This window comes from Mesorhizobium sp. Primo-A (assembly GCF_003997175.1).
GTDB lineage: Bacteria > Pseudomonadota > Alphaproteobacteria > Rhizobiales > Rhizobiaceae > Mesorhizobium > Mesorhizobium ciceri.
Window position 1 is genome coordinate 304,455 of sequence record NZ_RZTG01000006.1, and the last position, 21,480, is coordinate 325,934.

Sequence of the window (21,480 nt, forward strand, 5' to 3'; positions counted from 1 at the left end):
TGTCAACGACGGTGCCTTTGGTCATAGGAATTTTTTCTTGACTCGGTGAGCTCAGCTATGGTACATTTTCGTCCATGGTGCTGATTTGCGCCGGTGACCCGCCGCACTGGCGGGTTTTTCATTTGCTGCTCCGTCAGCGCAGACGAAAGCTCCGAAGAAACCCGTTAGCCCTAGTTCGTTGCCCTGCCGTCGGCGCCGATCAACTTGCGGTGCAATGATTGTAAAGGGTTCGCGTCCTGGTCTAGGGAGGAGGCCAGGAGACCGAAACAGAATGCCAGTGACGCAAAACGTTGCTCCGGGCGCCCCGGGAATTCCGGCGCGCTGGACGTCAAGCGCCAAGAGCGGCGTCGGAACGTCGCTTTCGCCGGCCGGCCGGATCTGGTTCACGATCAGCCACGGCATGCTCAACGAAATCTACTATCCGCGCGTCGACAGTGCCTGCACCCGCGACCTCGGCCTCATCGTCACCGGCGCCGCCGGCTATTTCTCGGAAGAGAAGCGCGCTGCCACGCACAGCATCGAACCGTTCGAGGACGGCGTACCCGCCTACCGGCTGGTCAACACGGCGAACGACGGCGCCTGGCGGATCGAAAAGCGCATCCTCGCCGATCCGGCGCGCCCGGCGCTGCTGCAGGAAATCACCTTCACGGCGCTGAGGGGCGTCGCTGACGATTATCGCGTCTACGCGCTTCTGGCGCCGCATCTGGTCAATGCCGGCATGGGCAACACCGCCTGGGTCGGCGAGCACGAGGGAAAGCCCGTGCTGTTCGCCTCGGGGCGCGGCTCCTGCCTGGCGCTGGCCTCGTCGCTGCCCTGGCGGACCGGCTCGGCCGGCTATGTCGGTTTTTCCGACGGTTGGCAGCAACTGCACAACACAGGTGAGCTCGATGCTGCGTACCAGCGGGCCGAGGACGGCAATGTCGCGCTGACCGGCGAGATCGGCTTTTCCGCGGCCAGGACCAAGGCTTTGCTGGCGCTGGGATTTGGCGCGACGCCCGAGGAGGCCGCGGAACATGCTTTCGCCAGCCTGAAGCAGGGTTTTGAACCCGCGGCGAAATCCTACCTCCAGAACTGGCGCAACTGGCAAAAGGGCCTGCTGCCGCTCGACCGGCACGCGGTGCCCGGGATCAACTTCTATCGCGTCTCGACGGCGGTACTGGCGACGCACCGGTCGATCGCCACACCGGGCGCCGCGGTCGCCAGCCTGTCGATCCCGTGGGGCTTCGACAAGGGCGACGACGACCTCGGCGGCTACCATCTGGTCTGGCCGCGCGATCTGGTCGAGACGGCCGGCGGCTTTCTTGCTGCCGGCGACGCCGCCTCGGCGTTGCAAATCCTCGACTATCTCGGCTCCATCCAGCAGCCGGACGGCCACTGGCCGCAGAACGCCTGGCTCGACGGATCGGCCTATTGGCCCGGCATCCAGATGGACGAATGCGCCTTTCCGCTGCTGCTGGCCGAAGCTTTGCACCGCGCCGGCCATTTGCCGCACGCCAGGCTCGCAGTCTTTCTGCCGATGATCGAGCGCGCCGCCGGGTTCGTCGTGCGCAACGGGCCGGTCACCGGCGAGGACCGCTGGGAAGAGGATGCCGGCTACAGCCCGTTCACGCTCGCCGTCGAAATCGCCGCACTGCTTGCCGCAGCCGACCTGCTCGACGCCTGTGGCAAGCCGGACGGGGCGACCTATCTGCGCGAGACATCAGACGTCTGGAACGACCAGGTCGAGCGCTGGACCTACGTCACCGGCACGGCGATCTGCGGTCAAGTCGGCGTCGACGGCTACTATGTCCGCATCGCGCCGCCCGACAGCGCCTCGGCCGGTTCGCCGAAGGACGGCTATGTCCCGATCAAGAACCGGCCGCCCGGCGACACCGACCGGCCGGCCGAGCAAATCGTCAGTCCGGATGCGCTTGCACTTGTCCGCTTCGGTCTGCGGGCGGCCGACGACCCGCGCATGACAGACACGGTCAAGGTCATCGACGCGCAATTGCGCTGCGATCTGCCGCAAGGGCCGCTCTGGTACCGCTACAACGGCGACGGCTATGGCGAGCATGAAGATGGCGCACCTTTCGACGGCACCGGCCAGGGTCGCCCCTGGCCGCTGCTGGCCGGCGAACGCGCCCACTATGAGCTGGCGGCCGGGCGCAGGGAAAAGGCAGCCAGCCTGCTGGCAGCGCTGGAAGGCTCGGCCGGACCGGGCGGCCTGTTGCCGGAGCAGGTCTGGGACGGCGCCGATAGGCCGGAGCGCGAACTGCTGCACGGCCGCCCCTCGGGCAGCGCCATGCCGCTGGTCTGGGCGCATTCGGAGCATATCAAGCTGTTGCGCTCGCTGCGCGACGGCGCGGTCTTCGACATGCCCCCGCAAGGCGTCAAGCGCTATATCGAGGACAAGACCGTATCGCCGTTCAGAACATGGCGGTTCAACAACAAGATCCGCACGGTCCCGGCCGGCAAGACGCTGCGCTTCGAACTGTTGGCCCCGGCTACAGTCCATTGGAGCACCGACAACTGGGCGACCGCCCACGACAGCCAGACGGTAGAAAACGATTTCGGCATCCATCTTGCCGATCTGCCCGTCTCTGGCCTTCCCAAGGGAAGCACGCTGACCTTCACTTTTTTCTGGCCCGGGGCCGGCGATTGGGAGAATGTCGACTTCTCCGTCATCTCAGGCGACCAGGACAGCCAGCAGACCTTCCCTCGATAACCCCGCAAATCTCCTAGAAAACAGGGACGAAACCATGCAGATCGGAATGATGGGACTGGGCCGGATGGGCGCCAACATGGTCCGGCGCCTGATGCGCGACGGCCACGAATGCGTCGTCTACGACATCAACCCGGCCAGCGTCGCGGCCCTGGTGACCGACGGCGCGTCAGGGGCGGCCTCGATGGAAGAATTCATCGGCAAGCTGGCCAAGCCGCGCTGTGTGTGGCTGATGCTGCCGGCGGCGATCACCGGCAGGATCATCGACCAGGTGGCGGCCCTGATGGAGCCCGGCGACATCGTCATCGACGGCGGCAATTCCTATTATCACGACGCCGTCGACCAGGCCGCGAAACTGGCCGGCAAGGGCATCCATCTTGTCGATGTCGGCACCAGCGGCGGCGTCTGGGGCCTGGAGCGTGGCTACTGCCTGATGATCGGCGGTCCCGACGTGGCGGTGCAGCACCTCGATTCGATCTTCGCCACGCTGGCGCCGGGCGCCGATGCCGGCTCCAATCCGTCCAGGGATGCCGGGACCGCGCCCTTCGGCTACCTGCATTGCGGACCGAGCGGCGCCGGCCACTTCGTCAAGATGGTGCACAACGGCATCGAGTATGGCGTCATGGCCGCCTATGCCGAAGGCATGAACATCCTGAAATCGGCCAATGCAGGCAAGCGGCAACGGACGGCGGACGCCGAGACCAGCCCGCTGGAAAACCCGCAATACTATCAGTTCGACATCGACCTTCCCCAGGTGGCCGAGGTCTGGCGGCATGGCAGCGTTATCGGCTCCTGGCTGCTTGACCTGACGGCCGGCGCCTTGAAAAGCGATCCGGGCCTGGTGAATTTCGGCGGCCGCGTTTCGGATTCCGGCGAAGGCCGCTGGACGCTGAAGGCGGCCATCGACACCGGCGTGCCGGCTCCGGTGCTGTCCTCGGCGCTGTTCGACCGCTTCTCCTCGCAGGGCGAATCCGAATTCGCCGACAAGCTGCTCTCCGCCATGCGCTATGCCTTTGGCGGCCATGTCGAGAAGCCGAAGGCCGGCAAGTGAGGACAGCGGGGGAGACACGCGCATGAGCCAGGAACGGTCCGACACGCTGGTGCTCTTCGGGGCAACCGGCGACCTCGCCCACAAGAAGATATTTCCAGCCCTTTACCAGATGGTCGCCAAGGGCACGCTTACCGAACCGGTGATCGGCGTCGCCTTCGATGCCTGGGACCTCAAGCAACTGCAGGCGCGCGCGCGTGACGGCATCGTCAATGCGCTCGGCAAGATCGACGAAAAAGCGTTCGCCAAATTCGCCTCGCTGCTGCGCTACGTCAGCGGCGACTACCGTGACGGAGCGACGTTCGAGAAACTGAAGAGCGCGCTCGGCACCGCACAGCGACCGCTGCATTACATGGCGGTGCCGCCGACCATGTTCGAGACCGTCGTCCAGGGGCTGGAGCAGTCGGGCACGGCGCATGGCGCGCGGCTGATGGTGGAAAAGCCCTTCGGTCACGATCTGCAATCGGCGCGCTGGCTGAACCGGGTCCTGCATCTGGTGTTCGACGAGCAGTCGATCTTCCGCATCGACCACTACCTGGGCAAGGAAGCGATCCAGAACCTGCTCTATTTCCGCTTCGCCAATTCCCTCCTCGAGCCGATCTGGAACCGCAATTACGTCGAGAGCGTGCAGATCACCATGGCCGAGGATTTCGGCGTCGAGGGACGTGGCCGCTTCTATGACGATGTCGGCTGCATCAGGGACGTCATCGAGAACCATCTGCTCAACATCCTGTTGCTGCTTGCCATGGAGCCGCCTGTCGGCCGCTCCGCCGACGATCTGATCGACGAGAAGGTGCAGGTGCTGCGCGCGATCAGGACGCTGACCAAAGACGATGTCGTGCGCGGCCAGTTCACCGGCTATCTCACTGAACCCGGCGTGGCGCCGAACTCGCCCGTCGAGACCTTCGCGGCGGTGCGTTTCTTCGTCGACACCTGGCGCTGGCAGGACGTGCCGTTTTTCATCCGCGCCGGCAAGAACATGCCGGTGCATGTCACCGAAGTGGTGGTGCGGCTGAAGCGGCCGCCGCTCGATGTCTTCGATCCGATCAAGCCCGCCGACCAGAACTACGTCCGCTTCCGCATCGACCCACAGGTGGTGATCGCCATCGGAGCACAGCGCAAGGCGCCGGGCGACGACATGATCGGCGAGCAGGTCGAACTGACGGCGCTCGACGACTCGAAGGGCGACATGCCGCCCTATGAGCGCTTGATAGGCGACGCCATGAACGGCAACGGCCAGCTGTTCACCCGCCAGGACGCCAGCGAACTGGCCTGGCGCATCGTCGGCCCGGTGCTTGGCGACACCACGCCGCCGCACCTCTACGAGCCGCTGACATGGGGACCGGCGGACGTCATGGCCGGGTTCGGGCCACCCAATGGCTGGATCGATCCGGTGAAGTGAGAGGAACCACGCGATGGCCAAGGCAGTGAAGCAACCAGCATCGGGCACCGAGACGCCGGATACTGAAAAGATCGTGCTCACGATCGACATCGGCGGCTCGCACGTCAAGATCCTCACCAGCGCCGGCGGCGCGGAGCGCCGCGCCGATTCGGGGCCGGGGCTGACGCCGCAACAGATGATCGATACCGTGAAGAAGCTCGCCGAAGGCCTGTCCTACGACGTCGTCTCGATGGGCTATCCCGGTCCGGTCAACCACAACAGGCCGCTCGCCGACCCCGCCAATCTCGGCAAGGGCTGGGCTGGATTCGACTTTGCGGGCGCGTTCGGCAAACCGGTGAAAGTGGTCAATGACGCGCTGATGCAGGCCATCGGCAGCTACGAGGGCGGGCGCATGCTGTTCCTCGGGCTCGGCACCGGGCTCGGTGCGGCGATGATTGCCGACAACGTCGCCCAACCGATGGAACTCGCGCATCTGCCCTACAAGAAGGGCAAGAGCTTCGAGGATTATGTCGGCGAACGCGGCCTGGAAAAGCGCGGCAAGAAGAAATGGCGCAAATACGTCTTCGACGTCGTCGACCGGCTCCGTGCCGCCATGCAGCCTGACTATGTCGTCATTGGCGGCGGCAACGTCGACAAGCTCGATGAATTGCCCGCCGACTCCAGGCGCGGCGACAACACACGCGCCTTCGAAGGCGGGTTTCGTTTGTGGCGCGACAAGGCGCTGATAGTCTGATACTGTTATTGTTTAATATAGTTGTTCAAAATAACGTGTGACCTGCCATCAAGTCGTTGCAATACGCAGATTTGCCGACTAGGAATTCCGCGCTACAACAACGCCAATTCGTCCCGTGGACGCACGAAGGACGCCATAGCATTTTGATTTCGCGCATGATCCTTTCCGGAAGTCGAATCCGATTTTCAGGTCATTCGCTGTAGACGGAGAAATAGAGTGACCGACGATAGCAACAGTGCCCGTAAAGACATCGATCTGCTCGAGCTGACCGCCCACATCGTGTCCGCTTACGTCGAGAAGAACCGCTTGCCTGCCTCCGGCCTGGCCGACCTCATCGCCAGCGTCAGCGCCTCGATAAGCGGGCTCGGCAAGCCTGCGGTCCCGGTGGCTGCCCCGCTGGTCCCGGCGGTCAATCCCAAGAAGTCGGTGACGCCCGATTTCATCATCTGCCTCGAAGACGGCAAGAAGTTCAAATCGCTGAAGCGTCACATCGGTGTACATTTCGGCCTGACGCCGGACGCCTATCGCGCCAAATGGGGCTTGCCGTCGGACTATCCGATGGTCGCTCCCAACTACGCGGCCTCGCGTTCGCTGCTGGCGAAGTCGATCGGCCTCGGCCGCAAGGCCGCCCCCGTCAAGGCGCCCGCCAAGGGCAGGAAGGCCAAGGCCTCGGCCTGAACATTCAGTCCTGAGCCAACAGTTAGGACGACTGGAACAGAAGCCTGCCGGCGAATCCGCCTTGGCCGGCTTCCTATTTTTATGGCTTGGATAGGTGGCCGGGTTCCTAGAGCAATTCCAGGAAAAGTGTGAAACGGTTTTCCGTCCGGAATTGCGTAAAAAAACAAGGAGTTAGAGCGGGTCGCCGTTTCCGTGAAACGGTGAACTGCTCTTGGGGAGTGAGCCATGAACTACACCAGGATGGGGATCGAGAAAGAGGCACCGGAAGAATACGGCTACGACCGTATCCGCTTTAATCTTTCCGAAAGCTCGATCGCCGACCAGAAGCTCTCCGACATCGGCCTGTCGCTGCCCGATCTCACGCTTTTCTATGGCGAGCATCGCGGCGACAAGCAGTTGCGTGCACTGATATCGGCGCAGGATGCCGGCATTTCGCCGGATGATGTGCTGGTCACCGCCGGTGCCGCCGGCGCACTGTTCATCATCTCGACCTCGCTTTTGTCGGCCAACGACCATCTCGTCGTCATCCGGCCCAACTACGCCACCAACATCGAAACCCCAAGGGCGATCGGCTGCGCCATCAGCTTTGTCGACCTGGCATTCGAGGAAGGCTTCGCCATCGACGTCGAACGCGTCAAGGCCGCGATTCGGCCGGACACGAAGCTGATCAGCGTCACCTGCCCGCACAACCCGACCGGCACGATGATGAGCCGAGCCGAGCTCGATGCGCTGGTGGCGCTTGCCGAGGCTCGCGGCTGCCATCTGCTGGTCGACGAGACCTATCGCGACCTCTCCTACGGCAGGCGGCTGCCGACGGCTGCCTCACTGAGCCCAAAGGCGATCAGCGTCTCGTCATTGTCCAAGGCCTTCGGCATTCCCGGCATCCGCATCGGCTGGCTGATCACCAGGGATGCGGTGCTTCAGGAAAAATTCCTCGCCGCAAAGGAACAGATCGGCATCTGCGGCAGCGTCATCGACGAAGGCATTGCCCGCGGCATGCTCGAGCGCCGGGATGCCTTCCTGGCGACACTGCTGCCCGAAATGGCCAAGCGCCGCGACATCGTCCAGGCCTGGATCGACCGCGAACCGCTGGTCGACTGGATCAGGCCCGAAGGCGGTGTCGTCGGCTTCCCGCGCCTCGATATCGAACCCGGCTTCGACCTCGACCGGTTCTATGCGAACCTGCTGGAGAACCATGGAACCTATGTCGGACCCGGCCACTGGTTCGAGATGGAAAAACGCTTCTTCCGCGTCGGCTTCGGCTGGCCGACGGAAGCCGAATTGCGCGGCGGCCTCGACGCCATCTCCGTCGCGCTGCGGCAGTAACTTCCGCGTGCCGGCGATGGAGCAGGCTGAAAATTCCTTGATCCAGCACTGATTCTGACGCATATCCGCGGCGAACTGAGCTAAAAGTTCCGCCAGCCGGACCAGCGCCCATCGTGGAAGTGCCCCGCCAGCTGACGCCACTGCAATGGGGCCTCTTAAATCATGACCGCCGAACAGATATCACCGGACCAGCGCTATGCCGCGTTCCGCCACCGCTCCTTCCTGAGTTATTGGGCGGCGCGTTTCCTCACCACATTCGCCACCATGATCGTGTCCGTCGCGGTCGGCTGGCAGATGTACGATTTGACCCGCGACCCGCTCGATCTCGGCCTGGTCGGCATCGTCCAGTTCCTGCCGTCGCTGCTTCTGGTGCTGGTCACCGGTGTCGCCGCCGACCGCTTCGGCCGCCGCCTGATCATGGCGCTGGCGGTCGTGGTGGAGGCGATGTGCGCGCTGGCGCTGCTGTTCCTGGCGCTGCGCGGCATCAGCGGGCCGCTGCCGATCTTCTGCGTGCTTGCCATGTTCGGCGTCGCCCGCGCCTTCTTCGGTCCGGCCTCGGCCTCGCTGTTCGCCAATCTGGTGCCGCCTCAGGATTTCGCCAACGCCATCGCCTGGAATTCATCGGCCTGGCAGACGGCGACCATCGTCGGACCCGTCGCCGGCGGCCTGCTCTACGGCGTGTCGCCGGAAGCGGCCTACGGAACCGCCGCTGTCCTGATGCTTGTGTCCGGGCTGCTGATCTTCACCATCCCGAAGCCGTCGCAGCGCACCGAGTCGGACAAGCCGACGATGCAGCACCTGCTCGGCGGGTTCAGCTATATCTGGAGCGAGAAGATCGTGCTCGGCGCCATCTCGCTCGATCTGTTCGCCGTGCTCCTGTCCGGCGCCTCGGCGCTGCTGCCGGTCTATGCGCGCGACATCCTCCAGCTCGGCCCGTGGGGCCTCGGCCTGCTGCGCTCGGCGCCCAGCATCGGCGCCATTTGCGTCGCCATCTGGCTGGCCGGGCATCCACTTCGCAACCACGCGGGCATGATCATGCTGGCCGCTGCAGCCTCGTTCGGCGCCTTCACCGTGGTTTTCGGCCTGTCGACCATCACCTGGCTGTCGATCGTGGCATTGGTCTTCCTTGGCGCCACCGATATGTTCAGCGTCTACATCAGGGAGACGCTGATCCAGCTGTGGACGCCCGACGAGGTGCGCGGCCGCGTCAACGCCGTCAACCAGGTCTTTGTCGGCGCCTCCAACGAGGTCGGCGAATTCCGGGCCGGCACGATGGCCGCGCTGATCGGCACGGTGCCGGCCGTGGTGATCGGCGGCATCGGCGCCATCGCCGTCGCGGGCCTGTGGGTGGTGCTGTTCCCGCAACTGCGCAAGGTGCGCCACCTCAACGGGCGCAACTGATCTTCCCACGGTTGACAGCCGACATGCCTAGCCCATGCCACAGGAGCTCTCATGATCACTTGCTACCTGAAATACGTCATCGACCCCTACAAGCTTGCCGAGTTCGAAGATTATGGTCGTCGCTGGATAGCTCTGGTCAACCGCCTCGGCGGAAACCATCACGGCTATTTCCTTCCAAGCGAAGGGGCGAGCAACATCGCCTATGCCATGTTCAGCTTTCCGAGTCTTGCCGACTACGAGGACTATCGCAAACGGATGGCTGCCGACCCGGAATGCCAGGACGTGTTCGAAATGGAAAAGCGCAATCGCAGCATTCTCAGCTATGAGCGCAGCTTCCTGCGGCCGGTGCTCGAACCTTAATGCATGTCGCCCAAAAGTGGCCCCGGTTTTGGGAGAACGACATGCATGAAGACAAAGACCTAAAGCGGGTCGCCTGAAATCCGTTCAGACGACGGTTTAGCTATCTGCTCGACTTGCCGAAGATCATCCGCAAAAACTCGTCCAGCCAGCGCTTGAGATGCATGTCCCAGATCAGCCGGCCGCCGAGATGATCGCGGCCGGGCTGGGCACCGGGCAATTCGAAGCGATGCGCGCCGCGCACCACCCAGCGCTGCATCATCACCCTGGTCAGTTCGCCATGGAACTGGATGCCCCAGGCATTGTCGCCGTAGCGGAAGGCCTGGTTGGGATAGGTTTCGGCCGTCGCCAGCAGCGTCGCGTCCCTGGGCAGCGAAAAACCCTCGCGGTGGAACTGGTAGACCATCTCCGGCCAGTGCATCAGTTGCTTGCCGGCTTCGGTCGCCTTCAGGGGATACCAGCCAACCTCGACCAGCCCTTCACCATGACCCTCGACCTTGCCGCCGAGACAGTTGACCAGCATCTGCGCACCGAGACAGATGCCGAGACATGGCCGGTTCTCCCTCAGCGGTATTTCCAGCCAGTTGGTCTCGCGGCGGACGAACTCGTCGTCGTCATTGGCGCTCATCGGGCCGCCGAACACCACCGTGCCGGCGTGGTCGTCCAGTGTTTCGGGCAAGGCGTCGCCAAGCGGCGGCCGGCGGATGTCGAGATCGAAACCCTCTTCCAGCAACATGTGGCCGACACGTCCCGGGCTCGAACTCTCCTGATGCAGCACGATCAGGATCTTTGGCTTCGAACTCGTCTGGCGTGGCATGGGAAGGCGAAGATCCTATTCGTCGCTCGATGTTCCGGTGGCGCCGGGCGCGTGCGCCGCCGCCTTGCGGCGCGCCTCGACGCGGTCGTGGCGTTCGACGCCGATCAGCTCGGCGACGCGCCAGACGGTGTTGTCCTCGAGCTCGTGCAACTCGCCGTCGGCATAGACGATTTCCCACATCAGGCCGATGAAAGCCTTGCGCGCATCGGCATCGAGATGGCGCTTCAAGACGCTGGTGAAGGCGTAGAGATCGATCGCCTCATTGTCGGCCCGCTCGCCGGCAGCGGCCAACGCTTCGAGTTCCGCGCCACTGATCGAATAGCTCTCGGCCAGCACCGCCTTGAACCGCTCCCACTCGACATCCTGGCGCACGCCATCGGCGTTCATCACATGGTAGAGCAGCGCCGAGGCGGCGACACGCGGATCGTCCGTGCTGGCATGCGTGCCGGCACCGGCCGGCAAATCCCTGAGAAACGACAGAACGCGTTCAAACATAGATCCATACCCCAACGGCCTGACGGCCTGCCCAACTCAAAACAACCGAAACCGGCGCGGCGATTTCTCCGCTTCCTCGTCCGGATCGACGCCGGGATCGTCCGGCAGCCGCGCAAGCTCCTCGGCCGGCTCGACGCCTTCGGCATCGCTCGGCACCGCGGCGAAGGCCGCTGCCGTGATCGGTCTGACATGATCTTCTTCGCGACTTTCAGCTTGCTTGCCCGCCGACGTCTCGCCACCGGCGTCGTCGATCACTTCGATCGGCCTTTTTTCGCTCGTCGGCTTTGCCAATGCTTCAATAACCGGTGCCGCACCCGCTGGCGCGTCATCATGGCTGTCGATCAACTGGCCAAGACGCTCCATCGGCGCGCGCCACTCGAAGGCGTCGAGCCGGCCGGTGATCGGCGATACCGGAGCCCAGCGTTCCGATACCACGCCGTCTGCGACCCAGGCCGGATCGCGCGGCGCCCGCAGCGCCCTGGACAGCAGCTGCCGAACTTTGCCCTGATCGCCGGTCTCGGCCTCCTCGATGTCGGCGAGCAGCAGATAGGCGCCCTCGCGACGGTCCATCCGGATCGCCGCCTCGGCCTCGCGGCGGGCGGTCGCGAAATCCTGCGCGTCGAGCGCGGCGCGCGCCACCGTCATCGACGATTCGGCGTGGTTCTTCTTCATCTCCTGCAGCTTCTTCGCCCGGTTGAGGCGGTCGAGCACCGCGTCGCCCGGCCTTGCATGGGTATAGAGCTCGGCGATCTCCGGATGCGGCTCGGCCTTCCACGCCGCCTCGAGTATCTTCGAGCCCTTGCGCACATCGTTCTGCTTGAACAGTGCGGCCGCGGCGGCCACGGCGGCAGGCGCGAAATCGGGCCTGAGCTTGTTCGCTTCGATCGCCGCCGTCCTGGCGGCGGCGGGATCGCTGTCGGCAAGCGCCTGCGCCTTGGCGGTCAGCAGCACGGCGCGGCGGCGGTTGGCGGCATCGCGTTCGATCTGCCGTGTCGCTTTCTGCGCGTCGACGAGTTTCAGGGCGCCGTCCCAGTCGCCGCGCGCGGTCAGCTCTTCCAGCGTCGATTCCGCCGCCCAGGCCAGCTGCGGCGCCACAGCGGCGGCGCGGCCGGCATAATGCCTGGCGGCGTTGCGGTCGCCGAGCCGTTCGGCTTCCAGATAAAGCCCGCGCAAACCCAGCAGCCGCATTTCGGGATCCTCGAGCATGCTCTCGAATTTCTGCCGCGCGCCTTCATGATCGCCTTCGAGGAGCGACGCCTGCGCTTCGAGCAGGTGGATCAGCGGCTCCTGGTCGGAACGGATCAGCTTGGCGGCTTCCTTGGTCTTCTTGCGGGCCAGCGCGCCATCACCGGCGCCGGCGGCAATCATGCCGGTCGACAGCGCCTGATAGCCACGATCGCGGCGGCGGACACGGAAATAGCGCGAGATGGTGTAGGGGCTGTTCCACAGCGACTTGAGCAGCCACCACAGGATCATCACCGCAGCGACCACGGCAACGACAGCCACCGCCGCCACCATCAGGCTGACCTGGTATTGATAGCCGTTGAAAGTGACGACCATGTCGCCCGGCCGGTCGGCCAGCCAGGCAAAGCCCAGCCCGAGCGCGAAAACGACGATGAGGAAGGCGAGCAGGCGGATCATTGTGTTGCCCTCATGCCTTCATCGCGCCCGAGATCAGCGCATCGACCTGGGTCTCGACCTCGATGCGCGCCTTCAGCTTACCGGCAAAGTCGGCGCCCGCGGCCTTGGCGGCCTCGGGCAGCGTTTCATACTCGCTGAGTGCCTTGGCGTAGTCGCCCTGGTTGACCGCCGCCTCCATGCGCGCGACGGTTTCCGGTGCGCCGGCGCCTTCGACGGCGCCGATCGGCCTGACCTTGACCAGCGATTGCGCGCTCGACAGAAGGCTCTGAACGAAGCCGGCATTCTCATCGACAGGCGTCGCCGCCGTGACCATGGCATTGGCGGCGGCATCAGCCTGCGATGCGATCTCGGCGCGGGTTGGAACGCCCTTTTCGGCATAGGGGCGCAGTGCCGCAAGCTGCGGCGCATCAGGCGAAATCGCGGCGAGGGTTTCGAGTTCGGCCGAAAACGGCCCGCCACGCTCAAGCGCCGCCTTCAAGGCCGACGCCGCGATGGCAAGCGCGATCTTCGGCTGTCCCGCCGCCGCCTCGACCTTGCCGGACAGCTGCGACACAGACTGCTCCAGCGCTTTCAGCCGGCCATCCTGCGCGGTAGCCGCCTCGCCGGCCGACTTCACCTGCGCGTCGAGGCCTGCCAGTTTTTCGGTGAGCGGACCAAGATCGACCGGCGCCGCGCTGCCCGCCTTGCCGAGGGCGGCGACCGCCGTCTCGATCTGCGCGACCTTGTCGCCCAGTGCGGTGACGCCGGCCGCGTCGCCTGCTCCACCTTTCTCGACAGCCGATTTCAGCGCCGCGACATCAGCCTTGACCTGCTCCAGGCCCGAGGACAGCCCGACCATCTTCGCCGCTGCATCGCCGTTGCCGCCGGCGTCCTTCAAGCCGGCGATTTCGGTCTTCAGCGAGGCGATGTCGCCATTGACGCCATCGAGCGAGACGCTGGCGCCGGAGCCCGGCGCGCCGAGCAGGCCGGCAAATTGCAGCCCGCCGGCGCCGACCAGCGCGATGACGCCGCCGATGATGCCGGCGGCGATGCCGTTGAGGCCGCCACGCTTTTCAGGGGCTGGCGCCATTTTCTCGTCCTGTGTCTCGGCTTTTGCCTTGTTGCCGTCGGTCTGCGCTGCCGACGCGTCGTCGAAACTGTAGTCGAAGGTTTTGGCGCGGTTGGGCGGCGCATCCGAACCGGGATAAGGCAGCTCTGGCTCGGCGGCTTTGGCTCCGCCATGCGCCGGCGCTTGCCCTTCCGCACCTGCGGCGCCATCGGCATGCTCCCACGGCTCGAGATCGGTCTGGTCGGCATGAACCGGCTCTTCGGGAACCTCGGGCTGCGAAGCGTTCGCTGCTTCCTCGGCCTTCGCCTCGTCTGTCTGCGCCTCCTGCGTGGCGGCGTCCTCGTCGGCGATGCGTGAGACGGCGCCCGGCTCGAGATCGATGGTCACCGGCTCGCGGCGGCTTTTCGAGTGTCGCATCTTCGGCGTCTTGACCATGCCTGGGCTCCGCACATTCGCTTCGTCTCAACGCCTGGCGGCGCATGATGGTTCAGAAAGGGTCTAGCACATCACCAAGCGGTGAAAAGGGGCGGTGTGATGACGCGGCTCAGCGCGGCGCCTGCAAAAGCGCCAGCAATGCCTCCTCGTCAGGTTGCGCGGCAATGCGGATCCTTTCGCCGGCGGCATCGTCGAAGGCTGCGGCGATCCGCGTGGAAAGCGCAAAAACCCATGTTTTTTCGAAGAGACCGCGCAGAGCGGGCCGTCTTGCCAACATCTGCATCGCCGCCGCCGCCTTGGCTGAATAGAGCAATACCGCGTCGGCAGGTTGCCCCGACAGGCGTTCGAGGGTGACTTCGTCCGGATAACCCACTGTCAGCGTGTCATAGGTCTCGACGGCGTGGACCCGAACGCCCGCCGTCCCGAGCCTCTGTTCGAACGCCGGAAAACGCACGCGCCCGCAGAGGTAGACAATCGTCTTTCCAGAAAAATCGGCAGCGAGAACGTCGGCCAGCGCCTCGGCATCGCCGGGGCCTTCACTGACCGACAAAAACCCCGCTTTGCGGGCAGCTTCCGCAGTCCGCCTGCCGACGGCATGACAAGGCAAGGCGGCGAGCGTCGCGATGATTTCTTCCGGCGCATGGCGCATGGCATTGGCGCTTGTGACGGCCACCGCGACGGCATCGTCCGGGATCAGTCCGGCGGCGACAGGCAACGCCTTTGTTTCGGTCAGGGGCAAAAGAACCGGCTGAAAACCTGCCTCCTCCAGCCGATGCGCTGTGCGCGAAGCACCCGGTTCCGGCCTGGTCACCAGGACGCGAAGCATTTCAGAGCCAGCCGTCGAAGAACTTTTCGCCGGCCCTGGCGCGCACGCTCCGGGCCGCTTCGCCGCCGATCCGGGCGGCGTCTTGCGCCGGTCCCTGCAGTTCGACCGTGTGTGACTGCGTGCCGTCGGGCGAGATGATCAGCCCGGCAAAAGACAGTTTTCCGGCCTCGATCGCCGCATAGCCGGCGATCGGCGTGCGGCAGGAGCCATCGAGCGCCGCCAGGAAGGCACGCTCGCAGGCCAGCGCCTGGCCGGTCGGCACATCATGGACGGCCGCCAGCATCTTTTCGACATCGCGGTCGCCGATACGGGTTTCGATGCCGATCGCGCCTTGCCCCGGCGCCGGCGGGAAGACATCGAGCGGTATCAGGTCGGTGACGACATGCTCGAGCCCAAGCCGCTTCAGCCCGGCATAGGCCAGGATCGTGCCGGCGGCGACGCCTTCGTCGAGCTTGCGCAGCCGCGTCTGCACATTGCCGCGGAACATCACCACGTCGAGATCCGGCCGCATCCGGCGGATCAGCGCTTGCCGCCGTAGCGACGACGAGCCGACTTTCGCCCCGCGCGGCAGTTCGGCGATCGTCTTCGCCGCTTTGCCGACAAAGGCGTCGCGTGCGTCCTCGCGCGGCAGGAAGGCCGACAGTTCGAGGCCGTCGGGCAGTTGCGTCGGCATGTCTTTCGACGAATGCACGGCGATGTCGATCCGGCCGGCCAGCAGCGCCTCCTCGATCTCCTTGGTGAACAGGCCCTTGCCGCCGGCTTCCGACAGCGGCCGGTCCTGAATGCGGTCGCCGCTGGTCGAGATGACGACCACCTCGAACGCCTCCGCCGGCATGCCATGCGCGGCCATCAGCCGCGCCTGCGTTTCATGCGCCTGCGCCAGCGCCAGCGGGCTGCCGCGTGTTCCGATTCTCAAGATTGTTTGCATGGCGCGCAGTCCGTGATAACCCCCCGGCAAGCGAGGCTTTTCCGGGGTTCTCCTAACGGGGAAAACCCCATGATACAATCTTTAGGGACAGCGACGAATTGATCCGCGTGCTGGGCATAGAGACGAGTTGTGACGAGACCGCCGCCAGCGTGGTGGCCGTCGACGGCGACGCCGCGCCAAAAATCCTGTCCAACATCGTGCTCAGCCAGATCGAGGAGCATGCCGCTTTCGGCGGCGTCGTGCCGGAAATCGCCGCGCGCGCCCATGTCGAGGCGCTGGACGGCATCATCGAGGCGGCGCTTGCCGATTCGGGCACGGCGCTAGCCGATATCGACGCGATTGCCGCCACCGCCGGCCCCGGCCTGGTCGGCGGGCTGATCGTCGGGCTGATGACCGCCAAGGCAATCGCCGCGGCGGCGAACAAGCCGCTGATCGCCATCAACCACCTCGAAGGCCATGCGCTGACCGCAAGGCTGACCGACGGGCTCGACTTTCCCTATCTCTTGCTGCTGGTCTCCGGCGGCCATACGCAAATCGTCGCCGTGCGGGGTGTCGGCGGCTACCAGCGCTGGGCAACGACTATCGACGACGCGCTCGGCGAAGCCTTCGACAAGACGGCCAAGATGCTTGGCCTGCCCTATCCCGGCGGACCGAATGTCGAAAAGGCGGCACAGGCCGGCAACGCCTCGCGCTTTGCCTTTCCGCGTCCGATGAAGGGCTCGGCCCAGCCCGACTTCTCCTTCTCCGGCCTCAAGACCGCCGTGCGCCAGGCGGCGAGCGCCATTGCGCCGCTGAGCGACCAGGACGTCGCCGACATCTGCGCCTCGTTCCAGGGGGCCGTAGCCGATGCTCTGGCCGACCGTGTTTCTCGCGCGCTGACGCGCTTTCGCGAGACATTTCCCGGCACCAGGAACCCAGCCCTCGTCGTTGCCGGTGGTGTCGCCGCCAACCGCACGATCAAGACCATGCTGGAGCGGCTCTGCGCCGAGACCGGCTTCACCTTCATTGCGCCGCCACTGAAACTTTGCACCGACAATGCGGCGATGATCGCCTGGGCCGGCATCGAGCGGCTGCGCGAGGGCATGGCGCAAGAGAACGGCTTCGATTTCGTGCCGCGCTCGCGCTGGCCGCTGGACAGCATCTCGGCGCCGATGGTCGGCTCCGGCCGGCGCGGAGCCAAGGCATGAACGAGGTGGCAATGAGCGGCAACGTCACCGCGCCAAGCGGCTGGCGCGTTGCCGTGCTCGGCGGCGGCGCCTGGGGCACTGCCTTGGCCTTGGCCATGCTGCGCGCCGGCCATTTCGTCCGCCTTTACGCGCGCGATCCGGAGACCGTCGCCGCGATCGACCGCGGCGAAAATCCACGCTACCTGCCGGGCATTACGCTCCAGCCCGGCATCGTGGCGACGAGCAACATCCAGGCCACGCTCGACGGTGCCGATTGCGTGCTGGCGGTGACGCCGGCGCAGTCGCTGCGGGCGACGCTGGCGGCCGCGAAGGACCATATGCCGGCCGGTATCCCGCTGGTTCTGTGTGCCAAGGGCATCGAAAGCGAGACTGGCGCGTTGCTATCGGCGATTGTCGAAGAAATCCTGCCGCTCAATCCGGTTGCCGTTTTGTCGGGCCCGAGCTTCGCCACCGACGTCGCCCGCGGCCTGCCGACGGCCGTTGTGGTCGCCGCCCGCGACGAGGCATTGGCCGCCGATCTCGCCGCCCGCTTTTCCGCCGAAAATCTGCGCTGCTATTCGAACGACGACCTGATCGGCGTCGAGATCGGCGGCGCCTTGAAGAACGTCTTTGCCATTGCCGCAGGTGCCGTCACTGGGGCGGGTCTCGGCGCCAGCGCCCAGGCCGCCATGGTGACGCGCGGCTTTGTCGAATTGCGCCGCATCGGCGCTGCCTTCGGCGCCAGGCCCGAAACGCTGATGGGGCTTTCCGGCCTTGGCGACCTGCTGCTGACCTGCTCGTCCACCCAGTCGCGCAATTTCGCCTATGGGTTGGCGCTCGGGCAAGGCAAGCCACTTGCCGGATTGCCGCTGGCAGAAGGCGTGCCGACGGCGGCGATCGCAGCCCGCATTGCGACCGAGCGCAACATCGACGCGCCGATCATTGCCGCCGTCGCCGCCATACTGGATGGCACCATCACCGTCCGGCAGGCCGTGACGGCGTTGATGACCCGGCCGCTGAAGACCGAAACCAACGATTGATCCCCACGACTTTGAACGATCAGGAGAAAAAATGCTGTTTGCTGTGATTTGCAAGGACAAGCCCGGAAGCCTGCAGGTGCGCCTCGACACGCGGCCCGAGCATGTTGCCTTTCTCGAGGGGTTGAACGGCGACAAGAAGCTGGCATTCGCCGGTCCGTTCCTTGACACTGAAGGCAGGTCCAATGGCAGCCTCGTGGTCGTCGAAGCGCCCGACCTGGCAGGGGCGCAGGCTCTGTCGGCCGCCGACCCCTACGCCAAGGCCGGGCTGTTCGAAAGCGTCGAAATCCGCCCGTGGAACTGGACGTTCAACAAGCCGGCGGCTAGTTAATCCCGGTCGCCAGCGCGACTCCAAGGAGGAGAAAGACATGAACTACTGGCTGTTCAAATCCGAGCCATTCAAGTTCTCCTTCGAGATGCTGAAGGCCAAGGGCAAGGCCGGCACGCAATGGGACGGCGTGCGCAACTACGCGGCGCGCAACAACATGAAGGCGATGCAGATCGGCGATCTCGGCTTCTTCTACCACTCCAACGAGGGGCTGAACATCGTCGGCATCGCTGAAGTCTGCGCGCTTGCCCATCCCGACACCACGTCGGACGATCCGCGCTGGGAATGCGTCGACATCCGCGCCGTAAGGGATGTACCGAACCCGCCGACGCTGGAACAGGTGAAGGCCAATCCGAGGCTTGCCGACATGGCGCTGGTGCGGCTCGGACGGCTTTCCGTGCAGCCGGTGACGCCGGCCGAATGGAAGGAAGTCTGCCGCATGGGCGGCTTGACGCCGGTTCCGTGACGGCGCTCACGCCCAACAGCGCCAAACAGTTCATTCTCGACAACACGGCGCTGATGGCGCCGCCGCACGTGCCGGAGATCCTGCTTCATCTTGCCGACGAAGCGCATGATCTGTGGCAGCGGACCGAGGAAGAGCTGGTCGAAATCGGCCTGCCGCCGCCCTTCTGGGCCTTTGCCTGGGCCGGCGGCCAGGGCCTTGCCCGCTATGTCCTGGACAATTCCGGCACGGTGCGTGGCAAGCACGTGCTCGACTTTGCTTCCGGCTCCGGCCTTGTCGCCATCGCCGCCGCCAAGGCCGGTGCCGCCAAGGTGATCGCCTCCGACATCGACCCGTTCTGCGCCACCGCGATCCGGCTCAACAGCGAGATCAACGGTATCGGGACCGAATTCCTCGGCACGGATTGCATCGGCACCGATGCAGGTTGGGACGTGGTCCTGGCCGGTGATGTTTTCTATGACAAATCTTTCGCTGACCGGCTGGTGCCATGGTTCGCAACGCTGAAGGCGCGCGGCGCCGAAATCCTTGTCGGCGATCCCGGCCGGTCGTATCTGCCGAAGACAGGGCTGGAGCCGCTTGCGGTCTATGAAGTGGCCGTCACGCGGGCGCTGGAGGATGCGCTGGTCAAGCGCACGACCGTCTGGCGGTTCGCTTGACGCGATCGCCGAACAGGCGTTCCATCATATCCAAATCAGAGGGGGGAGCTCATGGATTTTTCAGCAGTGAACTGGCTGGCGGTGGTCGCTGCCGCAATCGTGGCGTGGCTGTTCGGCGCCGCCTGGTACATGAGCCTGAGCAAGGCGTGGCTGAAGGCCGCCAAGCTCGATCCGGCCACGATGAAGAAGTCGCCGCTGCCCTTCGTCGTCAGCTTCATCGCCGAACTGGTCATGGCCACGATAATGGCGCTGGTCGTCGGCGCGATGACCGGCGGCGAGCCGACATGGCTCGCCGGACTTGTCTTCGGCTTCGTGCTCTGGCTGGGTTTCGTCGCCACGACGCTCTCGGTCAACCATCGCTACGAGAATTTCGGCTGGGACCTGACCCTCATCGACGGCGGCCACTGGCTCGGCGTGCTACTGATCATCGGCGCCGTCATCGGCTGGTTCGGCGCGGTGGCAAGCTGAGTCAAGAAGGGAGTAGGGCAGTAAGGCAGTAGGGGAATAGGGGAGCAGACGGCACCGACGCCTATCCCTACTGCCCTACTGCCCTACTGCCCTACTGCCCTACTGCCCTACTGCCCTACTGCCCTACTGCCCTACTGCCCTACTGCCCTTTATCCGTGGTCCGCGTCTTGGCGACTTCCTCTAGCATCCATTCGCGAAAGGCGACGATGCGCGGATCGTCGGCGGTATTCTCGGGATAGACCAGGAAATAGGCGAACTCGGGCGCCACGCGCAGGCCGAGTTCGAAAGGCTGCACCAGCCTGCCCTGGGAAAGGTCGTTCGCCACCATGGCGAAATCGGCGAGCGCAACGGCATTGCCGTCGAGCGCTGCCTGGACGGCATCCGTGGAATTTCCGAACACGACTGTCCGGCTGTCGTCGAAATCATTGATGCCGGCCGCCGCCATCCACATCCGCCAGTTCGGCCACGTCACGCCTTGCCGCGACCATTCGATATGCGCAAGCGTATGGTTGAAAAGATCGCGCGGCTCGCGCAGCGGCGGACCGGACGTCAAAAGGCTCGGGCTGCATACCGGAATGAGGATGTTGTCGAACAGCCGGTGGGTGCGAAGGCCCGGATATTTGCCAGCGCCAAAACGGATGCCGACATCGATGTCGTCAAGTTCGAAATCCCGCACTTCATAGGCAATGTCGAATCGCAACTCGATATCGGGGTGACGCTTGCGAAAATCGTCGACGCGTCGCATCAGCCATTTTGACGCGAACTGCGCGTCGAGCGTTACCTTCAAAAGAGCGGTGCCGCGCGTCAGCTTTTGCGCCCGCGAAACAGCCCGGCCAAGCAGGTCGAGCGCGTCCGCCGAGGCGTCGAACAGCACCGTTCCCGCCTCGGTGAGCCGGATGGTGCGGCTGGTGCGCGTGAACAGCACCAGCCCGAGCTGATCCTCGATTTCCTTGATCTGATGGCTGACGGCGGCCGGTGTCAGCCCAAGCTCGTCGGCGGCACGGGTGAAATTGAGGTGCCGGGCCGCCGCCTCCAGCGTCCTCAAGGCACGAGTCCCAGGCAGAAGACGAGCCATCCTATCCTCAAAGAAAACTTGATGATCGAGAGAAAACTACTCGTTTCCTACAGAGATTTCAATCTGGCATGATCTGTCCATCGAAACATCATCAAGCCGGATTTGATATTCGGGGAGAACGGAGCACACCATGTCCATCATCGTTTTGAATTCGTCCGCACATCGTCCGAACTGGCTGGCCGAAACCCTCGACTGGTTGCGTCACGCCCGGGTCGCGATACGCCTCCCCCGCCGCGATACTGCCTACCAGAACGTCGAGGATCTCTCCGACCGCCAACTGCGCGATATCGGCGGCGCGCGCCGTGATGTCGCTCGCGCAATGGACAAGGAGCTTGGCCGGCTGGGCCTGCTCGACATCGGCTGGCAGAGACCTGGCCGTAGGGGAATAGGGGAGTAGGGGAGTAGGGGAATAGGGGAATAGGAAAAACTAAGGCCACGCCGAGCTTGTCAA

Annotated in this window: 22 protein-coding genes; 15 read left to right on the plus strand and 7 right to left on the minus strand. The window is 64.8% G+C overall.

Annotation, left to right across the window (positions count from 1 at the left end):
* The first annotated feature begins 271 nt into the window (after nucleotides 1-271).
* The 8 genes from EOC83_RS13890 to EOC83_RS13925 all read left to right on the plus strand — a co-directional run bounded on the left by EOC83_RS13890 (nucleotide 272) and on the right by EOC83_RS13925 (nucleotide 9,649).
* Nucleotides 272-2,704 (plus strand): glucan 1,4-alpha-glucosidase, encoded by a 2,433-nt coding sequence (locus tag EOC83_RS13890; RefSeq protein ID WP_063169508.1) that lies wholly within the window; start codon nucleotides 272-274, stop codon nucleotides 2,702-2,704.
* 34 nt (nucleotides 2,705-2,738) lie between these two features.
* Entirely contained in the window at nucleotides 2,739-3,752 is a 1,014-nt protein-coding gene (gnd, locus tag EOC83_RS13895) for a phosphogluconate dehydrogenase (NAD(+)-dependent, decarboxylating) (RefSeq protein WP_063169509.1), read from the plus strand.
* 22 nt (nucleotides 3,753-3,774) lie between these two features.
* Nucleotides 3,775-5,151, plus strand: coding sequence for a glucose-6-phosphate dehydrogenase (zwf, locus tag EOC83_RS13900; protein ID WP_063169510.1), 1,377 nt, complete (start codon nucleotides 3,775-3,777; stop codon nucleotides 5,149-5,151).
* A gap of 13 nt (nucleotides 5,152-5,164) precedes the next feature.
* Nucleotides 5,165-5,884 carry an ROK family protein gene (locus EOC83_RS13905; protein ID WP_063169511.1) on the plus strand — a complete coding sequence of 240 codons (720 nt, stop codon included), beginning with the start codon at nucleotides 5,165-5,167 and terminating at the stop codon, nucleotides 5,882-5,884.
* A gap of 216 nt (nucleotides 5,885-6,100) precedes the next feature.
* Complete coding sequence (locus EOC83_RS13910; RefSeq protein WP_013528917.1) at nucleotides 6,101-6,562, plus strand: MucR family transcriptional regulator; 462 nt, start codon at nucleotides 6,101-6,103, stop codon at nucleotides 6,560-6,562.
* Nucleotides 6,563-6,787: 225 nt separating this feature from the next.
* Nucleotides 6,788-7,888, plus strand: coding sequence for a pyridoxal phosphate-dependent aminotransferase (locus EOC83_RS13915; protein WP_063169512.1), 1,101 nt, complete (start codon nucleotides 6,788-6,790; stop codon nucleotides 7,886-7,888).
* Between the two features lie 162 nt (nucleotides 7,889-8,050).
* Complete coding sequence (locus tag EOC83_RS13920) at nucleotides 8,051-9,289, plus strand: MFS transporter (RefSeq protein ID WP_063169513.1); 1,239 nt, start codon at nucleotides 8,051-8,053, stop codon at nucleotides 9,287-9,289.
* 51 nt (nucleotides 9,290-9,340) lie between these two features.
* Nucleotides 9,341-9,649 carry an NIPSNAP family protein gene (locus EOC83_RS13925; RefSeq protein ID WP_063169514.1) on the plus strand — a complete coding sequence of 103 codons (309 nt, stop codon included), beginning with the start codon at nucleotides 9,341-9,343 and terminating at the stop codon, nucleotides 9,647-9,649.
* Nucleotides 9,650-9,749: 100 nt separating this feature from the next.
* Here the strand turns inward: EOC83_RS13925 and EOC83_RS13935 are convergent, their stop codons facing one another.
* The 6 genes from EOC83_RS13935 to hemC all read right to left on the minus strand — a co-directional run bounded on the left by EOC83_RS13935 (nucleotide 9,750) and on the right by hemC (nucleotide 15,836).
* A complete protein-coding gene (locus EOC83_RS13935; protein WP_024503038.1) occupies nucleotides 9,750-10,463 on the minus strand; it encodes a glutamine amidotransferase in 714 nt (237 codons plus the stop codon).
* Nucleotides 10,464-10,478: 15 nt separating this feature from the next.
* Nucleotides 10,479-10,958, minus strand: a complete 480-nt coding sequence (locus tag EOC83_RS13940) for a TerB family tellurite resistance protein (protein ID WP_013528912.1) — start codon at nucleotides 10,956-10,958, stop codon at nucleotides 10,479-10,481.
* A 36-nt stretch (nucleotides 10,959-10,994) separates the two neighbouring features.
* Nucleotides 10,995-12,599 carry a heme biosynthesis protein HemY gene (locus tag EOC83_RS13945; RefSeq protein ID WP_063169515.1) on the minus strand — a complete coding sequence of 535 codons (1,605 nt, stop codon included), beginning with the start codon at nucleotides 12,597-12,599 and terminating at the stop codon, nucleotides 10,995-10,997.
* 10 nt (nucleotides 12,600-12,609) lie between these two features.
* On the minus strand, nucleotides 12,610-14,082 hold the full coding sequence (locus EOC83_RS13950; protein WP_063169516.1) for a COG4223 family protein: 1,473 nt from the start codon (nucleotides 14,080-14,082) through the stop codon (nucleotides 12,610-12,612).
* Nucleotides 14,083-14,191: 109 nt separating this feature from the next.
* The gene (locus EOC83_RS13955; protein ID WP_063169517.1) at nucleotides 14,192-14,908 is read right to left on the minus strand and encodes a uroporphyrinogen-III synthase; all 717 of its coding nucleotides are present in this window, start codon (nucleotides 14,906-14,908) and stop codon (nucleotides 14,192-14,194) included.
* 1 nt (nucleotide 14,909) lies between these two features.
* A complete protein-coding gene (gene hemC, locus EOC83_RS13960; protein WP_063170402.1) occupies nucleotides 14,910-15,836 on the minus strand; it encodes a hydroxymethylbilane synthase in 927 nt (308 codons plus the stop codon).
* Between the two features lie 101 nt (nucleotides 15,837-15,937).
* Here hemC and tsaD point away from each other — a divergent pair, with 101 nt between their 5' ends.
* Genes tsaD through EOC83_RS13990 form a run of 6 tightly spaced genes read left to right on the plus strand, consistent with a single transcriptional unit; the run spans nucleotide 15,938 to nucleotide 19,954 of the window.
* The gene (gene tsaD, locus EOC83_RS13965; protein WP_181172687.1) at nucleotides 15,938-17,023 is read left to right on the plus strand and encodes a tRNA (adenosine(37)-N6)-threonylcarbamoyltransferase complex transferase subunit TsaD; all 1,086 of its coding nucleotides are present in this window, start codon (nucleotides 15,938-15,940) and stop codon (nucleotides 17,021-17,023) included.
* The gene (locus EOC83_RS13970; RefSeq protein WP_063169519.1) at nucleotides 17,020-18,042 is read left to right on the plus strand and encodes an NAD(P)H-dependent glycerol-3-phosphate dehydrogenase; all 1,023 of its coding nucleotides are present in this window, start codon (nucleotides 17,020-17,022) and stop codon (nucleotides 18,040-18,042) included. Before tsaD ends, EOC83_RS13970 begins: the two co-directional genes overlap by 4 nt.
* 31 nt (nucleotides 18,043-18,073) lie before the next feature.
* On the plus strand, nucleotides 18,074-18,370 hold the full coding sequence (locus EOC83_RS13975) for a YciI-like protein (RefSeq protein ID WP_063169520.1): 297 nt from the start codon (nucleotides 18,074-18,076) through the stop codon (nucleotides 18,368-18,370).
* Nucleotides 18,371-18,407: 37 nt separating this feature from the next.
* Nucleotides 18,408-18,833 (plus strand): EVE domain-containing protein, encoded by a 426-nt coding sequence (locus EOC83_RS13980; protein WP_063169521.1) that lies wholly within the window; start codon nucleotides 18,408-18,410, stop codon nucleotides 18,831-18,833.
* Nucleotides 18,788-19,486: a methyltransferase gene (locus EOC83_RS13985; RefSeq protein ID WP_174299057.1), complete on the plus strand. Its 699-nt coding sequence runs from the start codon at nucleotides 18,788-18,790 to the stop codon at nucleotides 19,484-19,486. Before EOC83_RS13980 ends, EOC83_RS13985 begins: the two co-directional genes overlap by 46 nt.
* A 51-nt stretch (nucleotides 19,487-19,537) precedes the next feature.
* Nucleotides 19,538-19,954 carry a DUF1761 domain-containing protein gene (locus tag EOC83_RS13990; protein WP_024503046.1) on the plus strand — a complete coding sequence of 139 codons (417 nt, stop codon included), beginning with the start codon at nucleotides 19,538-19,540 and terminating at the stop codon, nucleotides 19,952-19,954.
* Nucleotides 19,955-20,093: 139 nt separating this feature from the next.
* On the opposite strand, the gene gcvA is transcribed toward EOC83_RS13990, so the two are convergent.
* Nucleotides 20,094-21,029 (minus strand): transcriptional regulator GcvA, encoded by a 936-nt coding sequence (gcvA, locus tag EOC83_RS13995; protein WP_013528901.1) that lies wholly within the window; start codon nucleotides 21,027-21,029, stop codon nucleotides 20,094-20,096.
* 130 nt (nucleotides 21,030-21,159) lie between these two features.
* Between gcvA and EOC83_RS14000 the strand changes: the two genes are divergently transcribed.
* A complete protein-coding gene (locus EOC83_RS14000; RefSeq protein WP_013528900.1) occupies nucleotides 21,160-21,426 on the plus strand; it encodes a hypothetical protein in 267 nt (88 codons plus the stop codon).
* Nucleotides 21,427-21,480: the final 54 nt, after the last annotated feature.